The 17,122-nt window shown below is 47.9% G+C and carries 18 protein-coding genes, 2 tRNA genes and 1 pseudogene; 4 read left to right on the forward strand and 17 right to left on the reverse strand.

What is annotated here, in order from left to right:
- Positions 1–2 precede the first annotated feature (2 nt).
- From CIK98_RS04655 to CIK98_RS04675, 4 genes are all read left to right on the forward strand, one after another.
- Positions 3–76, forward strand: a tRNA-Asn gene (locus tag CIK98_RS04655).
- A gap of 42 nt (positions 77–118) precedes the next feature.
- Positions 119–192, forward strand: a tRNA-Asn gene (locus CIK98_RS04660).
- 559 nt (positions 193–751) lie between these two features.
- Positions 752–1,078: a transposase gene (locus tag CIK98_RS04670; RefSeq protein ID WP_253249646.1), complete on the forward strand. Its 327-nt coding sequence runs from the start codon at positions 752–754 to the stop codon at positions 1,076–1,078.
- Positions 1,079–1,212: 134 nt separating this feature from the next.
- Positions 1,213–1,542: a DUF4842 domain-containing protein gene (locus CIK98_RS04675; protein WP_094383117.1), complete on the forward strand. Its 330-nt coding sequence runs from the start codon at positions 1,213–1,215 to the stop codon at positions 1,540–1,542.
- A 34-nt stretch (positions 1,543–1,576) separates the two neighbouring features.
- On the opposite strand, the gene CIK98_RS04680 is transcribed toward CIK98_RS04675, so the two are convergent.
- From CIK98_RS04680 to CIK98_RS04760, 17 genes and pseudogenes are all read right to left on the reverse strand, one after another.
- Positions 1,577–1,951 carry a YraN family protein gene (locus tag CIK98_RS04680; RefSeq protein WP_094383118.1) on the reverse strand — a complete coding sequence of 125 codons (375 nt, stop codon included), beginning with the start codon at positions 1,949–1,951 and terminating at the stop codon, positions 1,577–1,579.
- A gap of 17 nt (positions 1,952–1,968) precedes the next feature.
- Positions 1,969–2,931, reverse strand: a complete 963-nt coding sequence (locus tag CIK98_RS04685; protein ID WP_094383119.1) for an acetylornithine carbamoyltransferase — start codon at positions 2,929–2,931, stop codon at positions 1,969–1,971.
- Positions 2,932–2,958: 27 nt separating this feature from the next.
- Positions 2,959–4,140, reverse strand: coding sequence for a glutamate-5-semialdehyde dehydrogenase (locus CIK98_RS04690; protein WP_094383120.1), 1,182 nt, complete (start codon positions 4,138–4,140; stop codon positions 2,959–2,961).
- A gap of 5 nt (positions 4,141–4,145) precedes the next feature.
- Positions 4,146–4,898: pseudogene (gene proB / locus CIK98_RS04695) on the reverse strand (glutamate 5-kinase); the annotation flags it as partial.
- Positions 4,895–6,550, reverse strand: coding sequence for an AMP-binding protein (locus tag CIK98_RS04700; protein WP_094383122.1), 1,656 nt, complete (start codon positions 6,548–6,550; stop codon positions 4,895–4,897). The pseudogene proB and the gene CIK98_RS04700, both read right to left, overlap by 4 nt.
- A gap of 20 nt (positions 6,551–6,570) precedes the next feature.
- A complete protein-coding gene (locus tag CIK98_RS04705) occupies positions 6,571–7,125 on the reverse strand; it encodes a helix-turn-helix domain-containing protein (RefSeq protein WP_094383123.1) in 555 nt (184 codons plus the stop codon).
- An 86-nt stretch (positions 7,126–7,211) separates the two neighbouring features.
- Entirely contained in the window at positions 7,212–7,997 is a 786-nt protein-coding gene (locus CIK98_RS04710; protein WP_094383124.1) for a pyrroline-5-carboxylate reductase, read from the reverse strand.
- A gap of 3 nt (positions 7,998–8,000) precedes the next feature.
- Complete coding sequence (locus CIK98_RS04715; protein WP_094383125.1) at positions 8,001–9,143, reverse strand: aspartate aminotransferase family protein; 1,143 nt, start codon at positions 9,141–9,143, stop codon at positions 8,001–8,003.
- A gap of 12 nt (positions 9,144–9,155) precedes the next feature.
- Positions 9,156–10,124: an N-acetyl-gamma-glutamyl-phosphate reductase gene (argC, locus tag CIK98_RS04720; RefSeq protein ID WP_094383126.1), complete on the reverse strand. Its 969-nt coding sequence runs from the start codon at positions 10,122–10,124 to the stop codon at positions 9,156–9,158.
- 8 nt (positions 10,125–10,132) lie between these two features.
- Entirely contained in the window at positions 10,133–10,321 is a 189-nt protein-coding gene (locus CIK98_RS04725) for a PspC domain-containing protein (RefSeq protein WP_094383127.1), read from the reverse strand.
- Positions 10,322–10,340: 19 nt separating this feature from the next.
- Positions 10,341–11,537, reverse strand: coding sequence for an argininosuccinate synthase (locus tag CIK98_RS04730; protein ID WP_094383128.1), 1,197 nt, complete (start codon positions 11,535–11,537; stop codon positions 10,341–10,343).
- Between the two features lie 49 nt (positions 11,538–11,586).
- Positions 11,587–12,177, reverse strand: coding sequence for a GNAT family N-acetyltransferase (locus CIK98_RS04735; protein WP_094383129.1), 591 nt, complete (start codon positions 12,175–12,177; stop codon positions 11,587–11,589).
- 73 nt (positions 12,178–12,250) lie between these two features.
- Positions 12,251–12,727, reverse strand: coding sequence for an arginine repressor (locus CIK98_RS04740; RefSeq protein WP_094383130.1), 477 nt, complete (start codon positions 12,725–12,727; stop codon positions 12,251–12,253).
- A gap of 210 nt (positions 12,728–12,937) precedes the next feature.
- Entirely contained in the window at positions 12,938–13,384 is a 447-nt protein-coding gene (locus CIK98_RS04745; RefSeq protein WP_094383131.1) for a GatB/YqeY domain-containing protein, read from the reverse strand.
- Positions 13,385–13,481: 97 nt separating this feature from the next.
- Positions 13,482–14,810: a cell division protein FtsZ gene (gene ftsZ / locus CIK98_RS04750; protein WP_094383132.1), complete on the reverse strand. Its 1,329-nt coding sequence runs from the start codon at positions 14,808–14,810 to the stop codon at positions 13,482–13,484.
- 72 nt (positions 14,811–14,882) lie between these two features.
- Positions 14,883–16,352, reverse strand: a complete 1,470-nt coding sequence (ftsA, locus tag CIK98_RS04755) for a cell division protein FtsA (protein ID WP_094383133.1) — start codon at positions 16,350–16,352, stop codon at positions 14,883–14,885.
- 2 nt (positions 16,353–16,354) lie between these two features.
- On the reverse strand, positions 16,355–17,113 hold the full coding sequence (locus tag CIK98_RS04760) for a cell division protein FtsQ/DivIB (protein WP_094383134.1): 759 nt from the start codon (positions 17,111–17,113) through the stop codon (positions 16,355–16,357).
- Positions 17,114–17,122 lie beyond the last annotated feature (9 nt).

A 17,122-nucleotide genomic window follows, 5' to 3' on the forward strand; every position in this document is an offset into this window, starting at 1 on the left:
CTGCTTCAGTAGCTCAGTTGGTTAGAGCACATGACTGTTAATCATGGGGTCGTTGGTTCAAGCCCATCCTGAAGCGCTTTTTTTAGGCTGCATGCGGCAGTCTTTTTTTAACATCACTGCTTCAGTAGCTCAGTTGGTTAGAGCACATGACTGTTAATCATGGGGTCGTTGGTTCAAGCCCATCCTGAAGCGCAGAAGAGTTCGTCGGTCATTGGCTTTAGCCTTTACCGACGATTTTTTTGTTATGCGGTAAAAACACTTATCCGTGCAAAGTAAACTTTTCCAGAAATAGACACTCAAGCAAATCGCGCTCCTCATTCTTTAAATATTTTACCCGAAAAGGTATGAATCTGCGCAAGAATTTACGTAAACTTTTAGGTTAAAAATGTTAAATTTATAATATTGTTTTATTATTTAGCTTCACTGCTGTCCCGTTTAGAAATCATCGTTGTCCAAAAGGCTGGGATATAGCTCTTCGTCACTCTTTTCTTTTGGGACAGTTTTGATAAACAATTCATTTAATGGGGTCTTATCCGTAAGGAATAAACCGACGTTTTTTGAGATAGTATGTAATGATTGATCTATATGCATTACCTTTTTTGCATAAGCCAAAAGCAGATATGTGCATATGGCAATCCAAATTTGCATGTATATGGCATTCTCGGAAGTACCATAGAATGATTTTATGTGAAGATGCTGCTTGATCCATTTGTTGGTATTATGTGAAGCTTCTCATAATACCAACCGTCAGTTGAAGACCGATCTGAACCTGCGTCCGATACATCACAAGAAGGACGACCGGTCTGATGCCCTACTCTTTCTCGGCCTGCTTTCATACTGGATAGTCAACACCATACGATACAAACTCAAGCAAACCGGAGAGACATGCTTTTGGACGGAGATTGTCCGAAGGCTATCCACGCAGAAGGCTGTCACCACGGAAGCCACCAATGCCCTTGGAGAGGAGGTCTACATGAGGCTTTGCAGCGAGCCGAACAAATCCGCGGATGATATTTATGAACGACTAAAGTACAAAAAGATGCCATTCAGAAAAATCAGAATCGAGAAAAGTTTGTAGTACACAGCGCCGCAAATGAAAATCGCAAAGTACAGGAGAGCAGGAAAAACGGATAAGCAAATGTCAAACTTGGGTTAATAGGCGAAGTCCACGATTTGTTGGGACATTCAGTAAATGAGGATGGTACATACCCAATGATAAACACTGGTGTAACATCCGATAATGGCAAGACTGTACAAACAATCACAGTTCCTGCTGATTTCAATCTGGCATCAGACGACATGGGAGGATTTAGCATTAAGGTGACTATTCCAGAATCAGAAGAGTTGGGTGGTCAAGCTATAAGAATTTACGGTCCGGATTCAGGCACGGCACCTCAGATGTTCTTGCTTGAGGGTACATGGCAATGGCCTAAGGAGAGGCAAAACATAGAGGTTGCATATCCTGATTTCGCTAAATGGAATGCCGACCATAACTATTTAGACTGGGTGAAGAATTCTAAGTCAGAACTTATTTGGCAGTAAGATAACAGAAAAATAGTAAATAAGAAGATGCCTTCTACCTCCATATTGCAGGAGGATAGAAGGCATCTTCTATATGATTGATTGTGAAGTCAGACGAAGGAGTTCCTGTAATGGCCACTATGTCAAAACGTATGTTCAAGGATATCCGGTGGAGTCGAATATAAGCGTTTGCCGCTTTTGACAATGACAGCATCTTGAGAGCGTCGACTGTCTGCTCTGGATCCATAAAGAGATTGTTGCGGCGGGTCCTGACTTCAACTATCACAAGAGTGTCGTCTTGCTGCATGATAAGGTCGAGGTCGCGATGGCCTTGGTGCCAGTTTCTGTCCAACAGGCGGTAGCCTTGGTCTAAAAGATAGGCCAGAGCCACGTCTTCTCCCCATTTCCCAAGGTCGTTGTGTTCTGCCATAACGACATCCTCCTTTTTTATAAGCTTTCGAGCATTCGCTTGATGACCACAGTGGCAGATATCTCGCGATTGGCTGCCTCGGGGATGACGAGAGAGTTAGGGCTCTCGATGACATCGTCGGTGACGATGAGGCCACGACGCACAGGGAGACAGTGCATGAACTTGCCGTTGTTGGTGACAGACATATGGGCTGAGTCGATGGTCCACGACATGTCCTTGCTGAGAATCTTGCCGTAGTCAGATTTGTTGGTGACACCAGGGCAGCTCCAGTTTTTGGCGTACACGAAATCTGCTCCTTCGAGAGCCTTCATCTGGTCGTACTCTACACGAGCGTTGCCCACAAACTTTGGATCGAGCTCATAGCCCTCAGGATGAGTGACCACAAAATCCACATTGGCGGCATTCATCCACTCGGCAAACGAGTTGGGCACGGCCTGTGGAAGGGCGCGACAGTGAGGTGCCCACGAGAGCACCACCTTAGGACGACCCACAGGGCTATGCTCAGAGATGGTGATGAGGTCGGCAAAGGCCTGGAGTGGATGGACAGTGGCCGACTCCATGGCAAAGACGGGACGACCGCTATACTTGATAAACTGCTGGATGACGGTCTCGGCATAGTCGTAGTCGCGGTCGGTGAGGCCTGCGAAAGAGCGCACACCTATGAGGTCGCAATAGCAGCCCATGACAGGAATAGCCTCCAGCAGATGCTCGCTTTTGTCGCCGTCCATGATCACACCACGTTCAGTCTCGAGCTTCCAGGCTCCAGCGTTGACGTCGAGTACGATGACATTCATGCCAAGGTTCATTGCCGCCTTTTGTGTGGAAAGGCGTGTGCGCAATGAGTTGTTGAAGAACACCATCATGAGTGTCTTGTTCTTACCGAGGTTCTGATACTTGAACCTGTCGTTCTTTATCTCTTTTGCCTCGGCAAGTGCCATCCTAAGGTCACCGAGGTCATGTACATTCATAAATGTTTTCATATTCTTTTTATTTATTGGGGGGAGTTATTATTCCCTTACTTGTCCTTCTCCTTCTATCAGCCATTTGTAGGTGGTGATTTCTTCGAGTCCCATAGGACCGCGTGGGCCGAGCTTTTGTGTGCTGATACCAATTTCTGCTCCAAGTCCGAACTGAGCTCCGTCGGTGAAGCTCGTCGGAACATTCCAATACACACAGGCAGCATCAACAAGTTGCTGAAAGCGGCGGGCGTTGGACTCGTCCTGAGTGATTATACACTCGCTGTGGCCTGAACCATAACGAGTTATGTGGGCTATAGCCTCGTCGAGAGAGTCGACCACCTTTACAGACATCTTGTAGTCCATAAATTCAGTGCCCCAAGCAGATTCTTCCTCGTATATTTCCACACCTTTAGCTTTCACAGGCTCAAGAAGTTTCGGAAGGTCGGAAAGTCGTGAACGATGGATGATTAGACAGTCGAGGGCGTTGCATACGCTGACACGACGAGTCTTGGCATTGTCGATGATGCGCGCTCCCATCTCTACATCGCCATACTCGTCGAAATAGGCATGAACCACACCAGCACCAGTCTCTATAACTGGCACCTTGGCATTGTCGCGCACAAAGTCGATGAGCTTACGACCGCCACGAGGTATACACACGTCGACATAGCCCACTGCATTTAGCATGGCTGCGGTGGCATCGTGTGTAGCAGGCAGAAGGGTAACAACATCTGGAGAGACACCATATTGATGGAGTATCTCGTGGATGAGAGCCACCTCTTCGCGATTGCTCTCGTCGGCGTCCTTGCCGCCTTTCAGCACACAAGCGTTGCCACTCTTGAAGCAGAGTGAGAAGACGTCGAACGTGACGTTCGGCCGTGCTTCATAAATCATTCCTATCACGCCAAATGGCACGCTGACACGTTTCAAACGCAAGCCGTTTGGCAAGACAGTCTCACGAAGCACACGACCGAGTGGAGATGGCAACGAGGCCACATTGCGCATGTCTGACGCTATGCCGTCAAGACGTGATGAGGTGAGCTGAAGTCGGTCGTAGAGTGGATTGGAGTGCTCCATACGAGCCAAGTCGCGTGAATTGGCAGACAGGATGCGCTCCTTCTGAGAAATGATGGCCGTAGCCACGGCAAGAAGAATCTCGTTGCGGCGGTCGTCGGAAATGGCGGCAAGAGTTCGGCTTGCCGCCTTAGTGTTTTCAAACAGTTGTTTCATACTTCAAACTCCGTATGTGGTGTATTGTCTTTGTTTGTTATTAAGTCGGCAAGTATGTTTTCGCGCTCTCCATTGGCTATGATCACCTTGATGCCCGATTGTTGCACACGTATGGCTGTGGTGTATTTCGACACCATGCCACCACGGCCTGCAGAGCTCTTGGTGGTCTGGATATACTCGCTAAGGTCGCGTCCTAAGGCCACACTGGGGATGAGGCGCGACTGAGGGTCGGCAGGATTGCCTGTATATATGCCGTCAATATTGCTCAGCAGAATGAGCATGTCGGCGTGCATCATCTGTGCTATGAGACCAGAAAGCTCGTCGTTGTCGGTGAACATCAGTTCGGTGACGCTGACAGTGTCGTTTTCGTTTACTACAGGAATGACATCATTTTCAAGCATTACCCGCATGCAAGCACGCTGGTTGTCAAACTGCTCTCCAGGTTCAAAATTCTCCTTCATGGTGAGTATCTGTCCCACATGCATGTTGTGCTCGCGGAAGAGGTCGTAGTACAGACCTATGAGTTTCACCTGTCCGAGAGCGGAGAAGAGCTGACGTTGCTCTACTGTGTCGAGGTCATGGCTGACCTGCAGTTCCCGTCGTCCGCAAGCCACGGCTCCTGAGGAAACGAGAATTACCTCATGATGCTGCTGCTTTAGCCAAGCTATCTGGTCGATGATGGCAGACATTCGGGTGATGTCGAGATGTCCGTCGCTTCTTGTGAGCACATTGCTGCCCACCTTTACAACTATTCTCATTTCTTATTGTCTTTTTCTCTTATTTCCACGCGTCGAATCTTGCCGCTGATGGTCTTAGGGAGTTCGTCGACAAACTCGATGATGCGTGGATACTTATATGGTGCGGTGACATGCTTCACATGATTTTGCAGTTCTTTCACAAGTTCGTCACCCGCCTTTCTTTTCCAGTCGTTGTGTAGCACTATAGTGGCCTTTACCACCATGCCTCGTATCTCGTCGGGCACGCCGGTGATGGCACATTCCACCACGGCAGGATGGGTCATGAGAGCACTTTCCACCTCAAAGGGTCCGATGCGGTAGCCGCTGGACTTGATGACATCGTCTATGCGGCCTTCAAACCAATAATAGCCATCCTCGTCGCGCCATGCCACATCGCCTGTGTGGTAAAGACCGTCGTGCCATACGTTTTGGGTCAGTTCCTCGTCGCGATAGTAATACTTGAAGAGTCCGACTGGCTTGTCGGCTCCAGCACGCACCACTATCTCACCCTTCTCACCGTCTTCGCAAGGTGTGCCATCAGGCTTGATAAGGTCGATGTCGTATTGTGGGTTGGGAAGCCCCATCGACCCAGGCTTAGGCTTTGTCCATGGCATGGTGCCAAGAGTCATGGTCGTCTCGGTCTGTCCAAAGCCTTCCATAAGCGATATGCCAGTGAGCTGCTTGAACTTGTCAAATACCGCGGGATTGAGGGCCTCGCCAGCTGTGCAGCAGTAGCGGAGGGAAGAGAGATCGTAGTTGGAAAAGTCTTCGTGGATGAGAAAACGATAGACCGTGGGAGGTGCGCAGAAGGAGGTGATGCGATAACGCTCTATCTGACGCAGAATCTTGTCGGCGGTGAACTTCTCATGGTCGAACACAAAAACGGCGGCACCTGCAAACCATTGTCCGTAGAACTTGCCCCATACGGCCTTTCCCCAACCAGTGTCGGCCACGGTGAGATGTATGCTGTCGGAGCTGAGGTTGTGCCAATAAACGCCAGTGGTGAGATGTCCCATGGCGTAGAGGAAGTCGTGAGCAACCATCTTCGGTTCGCCGCTGGTGCCAGAGGTGAAATACATAAGCATCGTGTCGCTATTGTCGTTTTTCTCCGGACGGACAAAAGCAGGAGCGTCGTTCCATTCCTTGTGCCAGTCGTGGAAGCCTTCAGCCTGTTTAGGACCTATGCTGACAAGAGTCTGTAGTGTAGGGCTTTCAGCCTTGGAGCCTACAACCTGCTGCATGATATATTCCTCACCTGCGCAGATGATGGCCTTCACGCCAGCACGATTGTTGCGATAGACGATGTCGTGCGTGGTGAGCATGTGAGTGGCAGGGATTGCCACAGCACCTATCTTGTGAAGTGCGAGCATGGCGATCCAGAACTCATACCTACGCTTTAGTATGAGCATCACCATGTCCCCACGGCCGATGCCGAGGCTCATAAAGTAAGCGGCAGCGCGATCGCTCTGTTCCTTGATGTCGCGAAAGGAGAAACGAATGCATTCGCCGTCGTCGTTGGTCCACAGAAGAGCCAGTTTGTCGGGGGCTTCCTCTGCCCAACAGTCCATCACGTCGTAGGCGAAGTTAAAGTGGTCGGGGATAATAAACTCCAGATGCTTTTTATAGTCCTCCTGCGAGGTAAATGATGTCTGTTTTAGGAATCTTTCTATCATGATGTTGGATATGGTTCTGGTTAGAAGATGATGGCAAGAAACTGGACTGCCTTGTCGCCTATGGCTTTCATGCCATGAGGTTGTGTGGCGTCGAAATAGATGCTGTCGCCCTCGTTGAGCGTGAGTGTCTTTTTTCCTATGGTCAGAAGGAGAGAACCAGAGGTGACATAGTTGAACTCCTGCCCTTGATGAGAGTTTAGGTGAATGGGCGCGTCGGCAGCACTTGGCTCGACGGTGACTAAGAAGGGGTCGGCAGAGCGTCCGCGGAAACCGCTGGCAAGGCTTTGGTACTTATACGCCTTGCGACGCTCCACGCTCATTCCTTGACCCTTTCGGGTGAGGAAATAATGGCTCAAGTGAGGTTCTTCACCAAAGAGCAGCACGTCGAGTGCGATACCATACTTCTTAGATATTTTTTGTAGACTACTGATGGAGAGTTCGCCTTCCCCATCTTCCATTTTTAGATACGTGTCGATGTCTAAATCACATAATTGCGCAACGTCCTCGGCTTTAATGTCGAGTACGTCGCGCAGTCCACGGAGTCGTTCTCCAATTTGTTGAATAGCGTCGTGCATAATTGTTAGCCCCCCTTTACTCCCACTGTCGGGGATGGCCTAACGGGGCATCGGGCACAATAAGTAAAAATCGGCTTAAACAATATTTAAAGTGCTGCCTTCAGACCCCTAATGACGGCGCTGGTGAATCCAGCATGCTCCATCTCGTTGAGTCCTCGGATGGTCACACCGCCTGGGGTAGTGACTTTGTCGATGGCAGCTTCGGGATGCTCGCCGGTGGCCTGTAGCAGTTCCACGGCTCCCTTTACTGTCTGCAGCACGATGTTCTTGGCGTCGTCGGCCTTGAATCCTATCTCCACACCACCTTCAGAGGCTGCACGCATGTAGCGCATGGCATAGGCTATGCCACAGGAGGCAAGTGTAGTACCGGCGGCGAGATGTTTTTCGTCAGTGATAATCACCTCGCCCATGCTGCCGTACAACTCGCTGATCAGTTTCGTGTGTTCTGGCTTTGCATTGGCTGGTACGATGAATGTCATGGAGCTGAGGAGAGCGATGGCTATGTTGGGGATGACGAGGAAGAAGGGTATCAGATCCTCGCCGTCCTTGGCGAGCCATTCCTTAATCTGACCAGAGGACACTCCGGCAGCCACTACTACGAGAATCTGTTTCTTGTAGTTAAGCGATGGCTTGATGCCTTCGAGCACGTCTTTTACGAGCCATGGCTTAACCACAACGTTGACGATGTCTGACGACTCGGCGGCTATGTTGTTGTCGGTGGTAATGCTGGCTCCAGTTTCTGCAAATTGGTCGATTACCTTCTGTGAAGGGTCGGCGATGGTGATGTCGGAGTTTTTGGAAAAATCTCCTTTTAGCAGTCCTTGGACGATAGCACCGCCCATGGCTCCTGCGCCAATAACTGAAACTTTCATTGTCTAAATTGTTGATAAAATGTGTTTGAGTCTTTCTATGAACGTGTCGGCCATCTCCTTGCTGAAGCAAAGTGGCGGCAACAGTCTGAGGATGTTTGTGGATGCGCATCCCGTAAAGATGTGGTCGGTGAAGAGAAGGTGGGAGCGCACGTCCTTATGAGGAATGTCGAGTTCGATGCCTATCATGAGTCCGCGACCGCGAACATCTACGATATGCTTTTCTGTCTGCTGAAGTTCCTTAAGTTTATCAAGAAGATAATCTCCCACTTCGCGTGCATTCTCCACGAGATTCTCCTTCTCAATCACGTCGAGCACAGCAAGTGCTGCGGTACATGCAAGATGGTTGCCGCCAAAGGTAGTGCCGAGTTGTCCGTATTCCGGTTTGAAGTCGGGGGAGATGAGCACTGCTCCCATGGGGAATCCGTTTCCAATGCCCTTGGCGCATGTGATGATATCTGGACGGATGTCGAGCCACTGGTGGGCGAAGAACTTGCCGCTACGTCCGTAGCCGCATTGTATCTCGTCGCAGATAAGTATTGCTCCGTATTTCTTGCAAAGAGCCTGCAGTCCTTGTGCAAACTCCTTAGATGCCATACGGATGCCTCCCACTCCTTGTATGCACTCGATGATGCAAGCGCATACATCGCCCTTGGCGAGTTCAGTCTCCCATGCCTCAAGTTCGTTAAGAGGCAGGTAGGTTACATGGCCGCCGTTGTTGATTGGAGCGATGATTTTGGGATTGTTGGTTACTTCGACAGCCAGCGAAGTGCGTCCGTGGAACGCTTTCACGGCAGAGAGCACACGTTTGCGTCCGTTGGTGAACGAAGCCAGCTTCAGTGCGTTCTCATTGGCCTCGGCGCCACTGTTGATAAGAAACAGCTGATAGTCGTCGTATCCGCATGCTTTACCGAGACGCTCGGCAAGAAGCTGTTGCAACTTGTTGACCACTGAATTGGAGTAGAAGCCAAGTAAGTTGAGTTGTTGGGTCATCATCTCCACGTAGTGAGGATGGCAGTGGCCAATGCTGATAACGGCATGTCCGCCATAAAGGTCGAGATATTCCTGCCCCTTGTCGTCCCATACATTACAGCCCTTACCTTTAACTATGTTTATGTCGAATAAAGGATATACGTCGAATAATTTCATTTTTAATACCAATTAAAATGCAGAAGCCTTGAGGTTTAGTCCTGCAGCCTCGTCGAGTCCAAACATGATGTTCATATTTTGCACAGCCTGTCCAACGGCTCCTTTCAGAAGGTTGTCGATGGTGGAGGTGACAAGAAGTTTGTCGCCATACTTGTCGCAATGTACAAGAGCCTTGTTGGTGTTGACCACCTGTTTCATGTCGATAGGTTTGTCGACATAGTGAGTGAATCGGGCGTTTTTGTAGAATGCCTTGTATCCCTCTACGATTTCCTCTATCGGTTTTTGGGTTTTTACTACCGATGTGGCAAAGATGCCGCGGGCGAAGTCGCCACGGTATGGTATGAAGTCGATGGCGGCATCAAGACGTCCTTGCACTTGGGTGAGGCTTTGCCTTATTTCAGGAACATGCTGATGGGTGAATGCCTTGTAGATGCTCATATTGTTGTTGCGCCATGAGAAATGAGTGGTGGCTGAGGGTTTCTGGCCTGCTCCGGTGCTACCGGTGATGGCGTTGACAGCCACGTCGTCTGTGAGGATTCCCATGTTTGCGGCGGGGAGAAGTCCCAGTTGTATGCAGGTGGCGAAGCATCCTGGATTAGCCACATGCTGCGCCTTTTCTATTCTTTCTTTGTTGATTTCGGGGAGTCCGTATACATAGTCGTTGCCGGGAGCTGCCAGACGAAAGTCTTGTGCGAGGTCGATAATCTTTACATTTCCTGGTATGGAATGCTCTTTAAGGAATGCCTCGCTCTTGCCATGTCCGAAGCAGAAGAACACGACATCCACTTTGTCGAAAGGCATCTCCGACGTAAAGCAGAGGTCGGTGTCGCCATAGAGTCCTTCGTGTACTTCTGCCACGTGGTTGCCGGCATTGCTTTCGGAATTGGCAAACACAATGTCAGCCTCAGGGTGATTAAGCAGCAGGCGTATCAGTTCACCGCCAGTATAGCCTGCTGCACCTAAAATACCTACTTTTACCATATTTTTTTCTATAATCCTTTCTTCGGTGCAAGAATCCACAAGAGAATATAAAGCAACAAGCCAGTGCCCCAACCAATGATCAGTGCAACGAAGATAAGTCTCAGGATGAGTGAATCGATACCGAAATATTCGGCGAGACCACCACATACGCCACCGATTTTCTTGTCGGTTTCTGACAAATAAAATTTCTTGTTCATAATTGTTATGTATTAAAGGTTATCTCTCATTCGGATGTATGCCATAATAAACTCTCAGCGGAGTGCTCGACACCTTGATAAAGCCCTTTGCCTCATCTGCTGTCCATCCTGTCTGTGTCTCGCCATATTCGCCAAGCTTCGACTTAGTGAGGTCGTTGTCGGAGTCGATGCCCACTGTCTCGAAACCGTAGGGACGGAGCTTGAGTATTGCCGTTCCTGTCACGTTGCGCTGCGAAGAAGTCAGCATTGCCTCGATGTCCGGCATCACCGGCTCAAGATACTGGCTCTCGTGGAGGAACATGCCGTACCAGTTGGCAACCTGGTCCTTCCAATACTGCTGCCACTTGCTCAGAGTAGACTTCTCTAACAGACGATGGGCTTCGATGATAAGCTTCGGAGCGGCTGCCTCAAACCCTACACGCCCCTTGATACCAATGATGGTGTCGCCCACGTTAGCGTCGCGGCCGATGGCGTAAGAAGCACCAATCTCCTCAATTTTCTGAATGGCGGCAACCTTGTCGTCGAATGTTTCGTCGTTGACTGCCACTATCTCGCCCTTGTCGAATGTGATTTTCAGTACAGCCTCTTGTTCCTTGGCGGTGACATGCTTTAGATAAGCCTCCTCGGGCAGACCTTGTGTTGGGTCGAGCAGTTCGCCACCGCAGATACTTGTGCCCCAAATGCCTACGTTGTATGAGTACTTCAGCTTGGTGAAGTCGGCGAAGAAGCCATGGTCGTTGAGGTAGTCAACCTCTTCCTTGCGGGTCAGTTTGTGGTCGCGTGTAAGTGTGATTATCTCCACTCCCGGAGCCATGACGAGGAAAGTCATGTCGAAACGTATCTGGTCGTTGCCGGCACCGGTAGAACCGTGTGCTATGGCATCGGCTCCAATCTCCTTGGCGTAGCGTGCAATAGCGATGGCTTGGAAGATGCGTTCTGACGACACAGAGATAGGATAGCAGTTGTTTCGAAGGACGTTGCCGAAAATCATGTATTTCAGCGACTTTTCGTAATACTCGTGAGTGACGTCGAGTGTCACATACTGTACTGCGCCGAGCTTATAGGCGTTTTCCTCGTTCTTCTCCAACTGTTCTGCGCTGAATCCACCAGTGTTGGCGCAAGCTGCATAAACGTCATAACCTTCCTCCTTCAGTTTCATTACTGTGTAGGAGGTATCCAATCCGCCAGAAAAGGCTACTACTACTTTCTTATTCATGTTTTATATAAATATTATATTTAAATTTCGAATTAGTTTTGCCAAACGATTATTTTTCCAATTCTCGTATACGGTCCAGCACATCCTGTGGGATTTTTGCTGGCAGATGCTCTTCAGGGTCGTAGAGCATGGCAGTGCAGATGCAGTATTTGCGATCGGTGCGGTGCAGCACATCGACATTGATGCAACCCTCGCATCCACGCCAGAAAGCCTCGTCATCTGTAAGATCAGCGAAGGTGACAGGTTGATAGCCCAATTGAGTGTTCATGGTCATTACGGCCGCTCCGCTGGTGAGAGAGAAAATTTTGGCATGTGGCCATCTTGTTCTTGCCAGAGTGAACGTCATGTCCTTGATTTTCTTAGCAATGCCAAGATGACGATAGTTTGGATGTACAATGAGTCCCGAGGTGGTGACATATTGTTTGTTGCCCCACGTCTCGATATAGCTAAATCCGGCGAAGTTCTCGCCTTCAAGTGCAATCACAGCCTTTGCCTCTTTCATCTTTGTGGCAAGGTATTCATGAGTTCGCTTTGCGATACCGGTGCCTCGCACTTTTGCGGCATCGGCGATGGTCTGTAAGATGGTGTCGACATATTTCTCATGTGAAGGGTCGGCTACCAAAATTCTAATTTCTTCCACTTTTATATATTATATATTTAAGTTTCGCATGTGCTTAACTTCCCTTACTTGTGATCGAAAGTCACCTCTCTACTTACACCATATTCGGCACCACCTTGCTCAATGCAGCCACCACGTCGTGTTCGGAGGAATTTTCCGTACATACTATAAGAATGGTGTCGTCGCCCGCTATTGTACCTAAGATATATGGTATGTTGCTGGCATCGATGTTATAAGCAATGCTGCTTGCGTATCCAGGTCGTGTTTTTATCACACCAATATTTCCTGAGAAATTGATAGATAAGAATCCCGGAACCTGCATCATCTCTTTCACTTGTGCAGGGCTGCTCACCCTTTTATACATTGCCACGTTTGGCAACACATAGACATAGTTTCCGCCCATGCTTGCCGCCTTGGCGACCTTCAGCTGCTTAAGGTCGCGGCTAAGAGTAGCCTGTGTGAGTTTGAATCCCTCTTCCTGCAAAGCAGCTAGAAGCTCTTCCTGACTTCCCATTTCCCTGCTTGAAATTATCATTCTCAAGGTTTCAAGCCTGTCCTTCTTTATCCTCATTATTGAATGTTTATACAAATTTGAGCGCAAAGGTATACATATTTATGCAAAACGCCAAATAAAATTCCACTTTTTTTTGTTTTAACCATAAAAAATAGCCATTTACTATCAAAAGGTGGAAAAATCAATTAAAGCATGACAGTCTATTATAAAAAGTAGACTGTCATGCCCTAAATAGTTATTATGAAAAATGTGGTTTATTTTAGGTGTTTAAACCAACAATTTTTTCACGATTTCCGATATTGTCTTTCCGTCTGCTTTACCGGCGAGCTGCTTGCTTGCAATACCCATCACCTTTCCCATCTCTTTGATAGAAGAGGCTCCGGTTTGTGAAATAATGTCTTTTACTGCATTTTCAATTTCTTCGGAGCTCATGGGCTTTGGAAGGTAGCTCTCTATGACGGCAACCTGTGCCAGTTCTGCCTCGGCAAGGTCTTCTCTGTTTTGTCCTTTGTAAAGGGCAGCAGAGTCGTTACCTTGTTTTGCCAGTTTCTGAAGTATTTTCAATGCGGCTGCATCGTCGAGAGTGTCGTTGGCCCCTGGAGCCGTTTTAGCTTCGATAAACACTTTTTTTATGTTGCGAAGTGCTTCAAGACGCACTTTGTCTTTTGCCTTCATGGCAGCAACTATGTCTTTGCTTACTTGATCGAATAACATGTTCTATATTTTTTTATTGAAATTTGTAACTTGCTCAAGTTTGTGTGGAGTGTAAAACTCCAATGAGTTCCGTTGAACTATACAATGATTCCTTTTTTTATAAAAACTTTATGGTTCCTGGAGTGGAGTCTTTGGCTTCCTCAACCACTGGTTCTGGCTTTATGACCTGAATGTTTGACAAACTGTTGATGCTTTCCAGTATCTCTTTTGTCCTCTTATAGGTAGGAGTGTCTTCAACCTTGGCAATGACATTGTCGTTGTCGAGGTCTTCAGGATGGAAGAGGTAGATGTGTGGTCTACGCTTATATTTCTTGTTGTTGCCTTCTGTGCCATAATATTGGTTTCGTCGTTCTTGACGCTCGGCAGCCCTTTCCTGTTCCTCCGCAATGCGGTTAGCCTCTTCCTGAGTGTGGCGCTTGATATGCCCGTGCATTCCGTCCACGTTTTCTATGCCGAATCCTGTGGCGAGAATGGTGACCTTCACCTTTTTACCTAATTCCGGGTCTGTAGCGATACCCCATTTTATCTCGAAGTCGCCAAACTTCGCCATGAAGTCGTTGACATCGTTCATCTCCTCCATGAGCAGTCCGTCCTTGCTGTCCTTGTTGCCGCAGAAGGAGATGTTGAGAAGAATCTTTTTCGACTTAAACACATTGTTGTCGTTGAGCAACGGCGAGTTAAGGGCGTCGTCGATAGCCTTCTTTACACGTCCTTCCCCTTCACCGTATCCAGTAGACATGATTGCTACACCACCATCCTTGAGAACGGTTTTCACGTCGTTGAAGTCGAGGTTGATGAGTCCATGAACCGTAATGATTTCAGCTATACTTTTTGCTGCTATGCTCAGTGTGTCGTCAGCCTTTCCGAATGCGTCGAGCACAGTGAGCTCTGGATAGATCTCACGCAAACGCTCGTTGTTGATGACGAGCAAAGCATCTACATTTTTCGACATTTGTTCAACACCATCGAGAGCCTGGTCTATTTTTCTGTCGCCCTCGAAACGGAATGGAATTGTCACGATGCCCACGGTGAGAATGTCCATTTCCTTCGACACCCTTGCTATGACCGGAGCAGCGCCAGTGCCAGTACCACCTCCCATACCAGCCGTAATGAATGTCATTCGCGTTCCGTCGTTAAGCATTTTCCTGATGTCGTCGATACTTTCCTCAGCAGCCACTCTTGCACGTTCAGGCTTATTACCTGCTCCAAGACCCTCTTTGCCAAGCTGCAAGTGAACAGGCACAGGCGAGTCGTTAAGAGCTTGCGCGTCTGTGTTGCACAACACGAATGTCACGTCGTGGATTCCCTCTCGGTACATGTGGTTAACGGCGTTTCCACCACCTCCACCGACGCCGATGACCTTAATGATGCTATGTTCTTTCTCTGGTGACCCAAAGTCGACCAATGGTATATTGTTGTCTGCCATCTTAATTTTCTTAATGTTTATAAAGTTCTAAAACTGTTGCTCATCTGTCCTCTGAGTATGTTGAGTTTTGGTTTATTCATCGGTAGTGATTTCCTTCACCACCTTTTTAAGCCATCTCATACCCTTGTTTAGAGGGCTGTTGAGTTTTCTCTCTTCTTCTCTTTTCTTTTTCTCCTCTTCTTCGATACGTTTTCTTTCAAGTTCTTCCTCTTCTTTCCTTCGTTCCTCTTCCTCGCGTTTTCTTTGCGCTTCCTCTTCAGCCTTCCGCTTCTCAGCTTCGGTAGGAACCACTCCTGGGCGTTTGGCGGTATCAGCGCGCTGTCCGAGAGCTATAGGGCCGTTGAGCGAGGCAGTATTGTTGCTGTCGAAGAGGTTTGTAGGGTCTACTTCCACTCCAGCGCAATTCTGGTCTCCTTTTATGAGTAGACCCAATATTGTGTTCATCATTCCGTTTTTTGCATTGATGTCTGCATTATTGGACTTAACGGTGTGGTTGACGAATTTAGCCACACGAATTTTGTCGAGATGCGTATAGTTGTAGAAAGCTTTTTCTATGTTTTTGAAATTTGAGCCTCCACCAGTGAGTATGATACCTCCGAGGAGTAGCTTTTCGTAGTAGTCAGAAGGTATCTGGTTCCACACGTTTTCTATTATTTCTTCCAGCCTTCCTTCTACTATTTCGATAAACTTCCTGCTGTCTACGCTTCGGTCAGCATCAATAGGCAGTTTGAGATTGTTGTCGATGTCAGCGTTGTCGGTATATGCGCAACCATATTTCAGTTTCATCTTCTCCGCGTCGCTTTCCTCAATCTGCAGGGAAGCGATATCCTTTGTGATGTTTCGGCTTCCGAGTGGAATGACGGCGAGATGGCGCAGTACATTCTTGTTGTAGACACTCACTGTGGTGGTGTCGGCACCGATATCGACGAGAGCACATCCCGACCTTTTTTCAGTTTCAGTAAGCACACTGTCGGCTAATGCGATAGGTGAGATAAACATTTGTGCGACATTCACTCCAGCATTTTCAAAACACTTGTTGAGGTTCTTGTAGAAGGTGTATCTCTGGAGAATATTCAAGAAATTACCCTCCAGTCTTGAGCATTGTATACCTACGGGGTCGCTCTGATATTGTGAGTCAATCTTATACTCCTGTATGGCCACATCAAGGATTTCCTGATCAGGATACTTCACCATGTTGTTGGCATCCATAAGGTCGATGACCATTTGTTCTGTAACCTTAGTGTCAACAGGCAGGTCTTTTGTAATTACATTTCTTACACTTCTTATAGATTGCCCACCAACACCAACATAGACCTTTGTGATCTCTGTCTTGAGTTGATTAGTCAGCTTCTTGACTATATTCGATATGCAAAGAGCCGTTTTGTCGATATTATAGGCGACTCCCTTACGAATGAACGATGACGACTCCTCCTTAACCACGGCCAGCACATTGATGCTTCCGTCGAGGTTCTTCTGTCCTGCGATGCCTGTCACCTTAGATGAACCAAGCTCGATTGCTACAATAAATTCCTTTGTTGCCATCTTTATATTGTACTATTGTTATGTTGTTTTTTCTTGCAAATTATCTGGTTGTCGAATGCGATGTTTATATAAGAATACTTATTCCACCCTGCCTGACTCAATCCGTACTTATAGAATTTCATCAGTCTGTTGAGCTTGGCTCCTACGTCAACAGGTTCTCCGAGATATACGATGTGGTCGCCAACCCTTGGTACCATTTCTAAAGTTCCGTCGGGCAAGACATTTATCTGTACCACTTGATTTTGCCAGAACTTGTCAGAGAGTATGGTGTTTCCCACCTTTGTCAGCACTTTCTGTGCATACTGTCTGCTGATGTTGCCTGTAGCGACCACGATATTGGTACAGTACTTCACGTTAGGCATAATGCCTCCGTTGTTGTCGATGTAATAGTCGTCGCCGTTGTTTGCCTTTATCCTGATTATTGGCATCCTCTGAGTCAGTTTGATGCAGATATGTCCGCTTTGGGTCTTATAGCACTGTGCCTCATTAACGAACGGGCTTTTGACGAGAGTCTCTTCAATTTCCCTTATGTCGACCGTATTCATAGGTTTAGCCAGAGGGTAGAGATGATTTCTCTCCAGTATGCCTTTTATCTCATCAACGTTCAGGAATCCGTCGACCACGCCATCCGTTATGTCAATCTTCACTTTATTGCATATGGCATTTGCCCCTTCAGGCTTGTTGAAGGATGTAACGGCAAAAAGCAGGTAAACTGCCAAGATGACATCGAGTACGATAATGACGATTTTCTTCCAATTCATTGATGCTGA

The organism is Prevotella sp. P2-180 (assembly GCF_002251435.1).
In the GTDB taxonomy this organism is placed as follows: Bacteria; Bacteroidota; Bacteroidia; order Bacteroidales; family Bacteroidaceae; genus Prevotella.

Coding starts and splice junctions, on each gene's coding strand:
- CIK98_RS04705 (WP_094383123.1), bottom strand. CDS start 7,125: ATGCACGACGCTATTCAACAAATTGGAGAACGACTCCGTGGACTGCGC.
- argC (WP_094383126.1), bottom strand. CDS start 10,124: ATGGTAAAAGTAGGTATTTTAGGTGCAGCAGGCTATACTGGCGGTGAA.
- CIK98_RS04725 (WP_094383127.1), bottom strand. CDS start 10,321: ATGAACAAGAAATTTTATTTGTCAGAAACCGACAAGAAAATCGGTGGC.
- CIK98_RS04675 (WP_094383117.1), top strand. CDS start 1,213: ATGATAAACACTGGTGTAACATCCGATAATGGCAAGACTGTACAAACA.
- CIK98_RS04730 (WP_094383128.1), bottom strand. CDS start 11,537: ATGAATAAGAAAGTAGTAGTAGCCTTTTCTGGCGGATTGGATACCTCC.
- ftsZ (WP_094383132.1), bottom strand. CDS start 14,810: ATGGCAGACAACAATATACCATTGGTCGACTTTGGGTCACCAGAGAAA.
- CIK98_RS04690 (WP_094383120.1), bottom strand. CDS start 4,140: ATGAAACAACTGTTTGAAAACACTAAGGCGGCAAGCCGAACTCTTGCC.
- CIK98_RS04760 (WP_094383134.1), bottom strand. CDS start 17,113: ATGAATTGGAAGAAAATCGTCATTATCGTACTCGATGTCATCTTGGCA.
- CIK98_RS04700 (WP_094383122.1), bottom strand. CDS start 6,550: ATGATAGAAAGATTCCTAAAACAGACATCATTTACCTCGCAGGAGGAC.
- CIK98_RS04745 (WP_094383131.1), bottom strand. CDS start 13,384: ATGTTATTCGATCAAGTAAGCAAAGACATAGTTGCTGCCATGAAGGCA.
- ftsA (WP_094383133.1), bottom strand. CDS start 16,352: ATGGCAACAAAGGAATTTATTGTAGCAATCGAGCTTGGTTCATCTAAG.
- CIK98_RS04685 (WP_094383119.1), bottom strand. CDS start 2,931: ATGAAAACATTTATGAATGTACATGACCTCGGTGACCTTAGGATGGCA.
- CIK98_RS04715 (WP_094383125.1), bottom strand. CDS start 9,143: ATGAAATTATTCGACGTATATCCTTTATTCGACATAAACATAGTTAAA.
- CIK98_RS04710 (WP_094383124.1), bottom strand. CDS start 7,997: ATGAAAGTTTCAGTTATTGGCGCAGGAGCCATGGGCGGTGCTATCGTC.
- CIK98_RS04680 (WP_094383118.1), bottom strand. CDS start 1,951: ATGGCAGAACACAACGACCTTGGGAAATGGGGAGAAGACGTGGCTCTG.
- CIK98_RS04740 (WP_094383130.1), bottom strand. CDS start 12,727: ATGAGGATAAAGAAGGACAGGCTTGAAACCTTGAGAATGATAATTTCA.